Below are 699 nucleotides of genomic sequence, written 5' to 3' on the forward strand. Positions count from 1 at the left end.
GGTGCGCGCGTTCAACGTGCTCCGGCAGTACGACGAGTCCGACGTCGAACCGTCGTGGCGCGCGATGCTGGAACGGATCGCGCCGGGCGGACTGCTCGTCGAAGGCACCTGCGACGAGATCGGCAGACTGTGCACGTGGGCCGCGGTCTCGCATCGAGGCCCGGTGTCGCTGACACTGTCGTGCCGCGTCGCATCGCTGGATCGTCCGTCCACTGTGGCCGAGCGATTGCCGAAGGCGTTGATTCACCGGAATGTTCCGGGTGAGCGGATTCACGAACTACTGTCGCGATTGGACCACTGCTGGGCGACGGCTGCGCCGTTCTCGACGTTCGGCCCGCGGGTACGGTGGACGGAGACGGTGCGGCTGCTGGCCGCGTCCGGTTGGCCGGTCCTGAACCGCCCGGCGCGGTGGCGCCTCGTCGACCTCACCGTCCGGTGGACGTCGACCGCCCCACGCTGACCTCGCGTGTCCTGCACTCGTACACGCGTGTCCTGCGTTCGTGCGCCCGTGTTGCGTTTTCCAGGGACCGTGTTGCGTTTTCCAGGGGCCGTGTTGCGTTTCCCGAGCATTGGGCCCACCAACCTACGATCGCCGCATGGACACCCGTGACCGAGATTTCCTCACTTCCGCACAAATCGCACTCGAACTCGTGGAGAACCCGGCCGTCGAACGAAACCGGGATTCCGACAGATTCCTCG

General features: G+C 66.4%; 1 pseudogene. It reads left to right on the forward strand.

The features are described 5' to 3' along the window. Nucleotides 1-460: pseudogene (locus ABD323_RS42935) on the forward strand (class I SAM-dependent methyltransferase); the annotation flags it as partial. Nucleotides 461-699 lie beyond the last annotated feature (239 nt).

Source organism: Kitasatospora nipponensis (assembly GCF_039528135.1).
GTDB classification, from domain to species: domain Bacteria; phylum Actinomycetota; class Actinomycetes; order Streptomycetales; family Streptomycetaceae; genus Kitasatospora; species Kitasatospora nipponensis.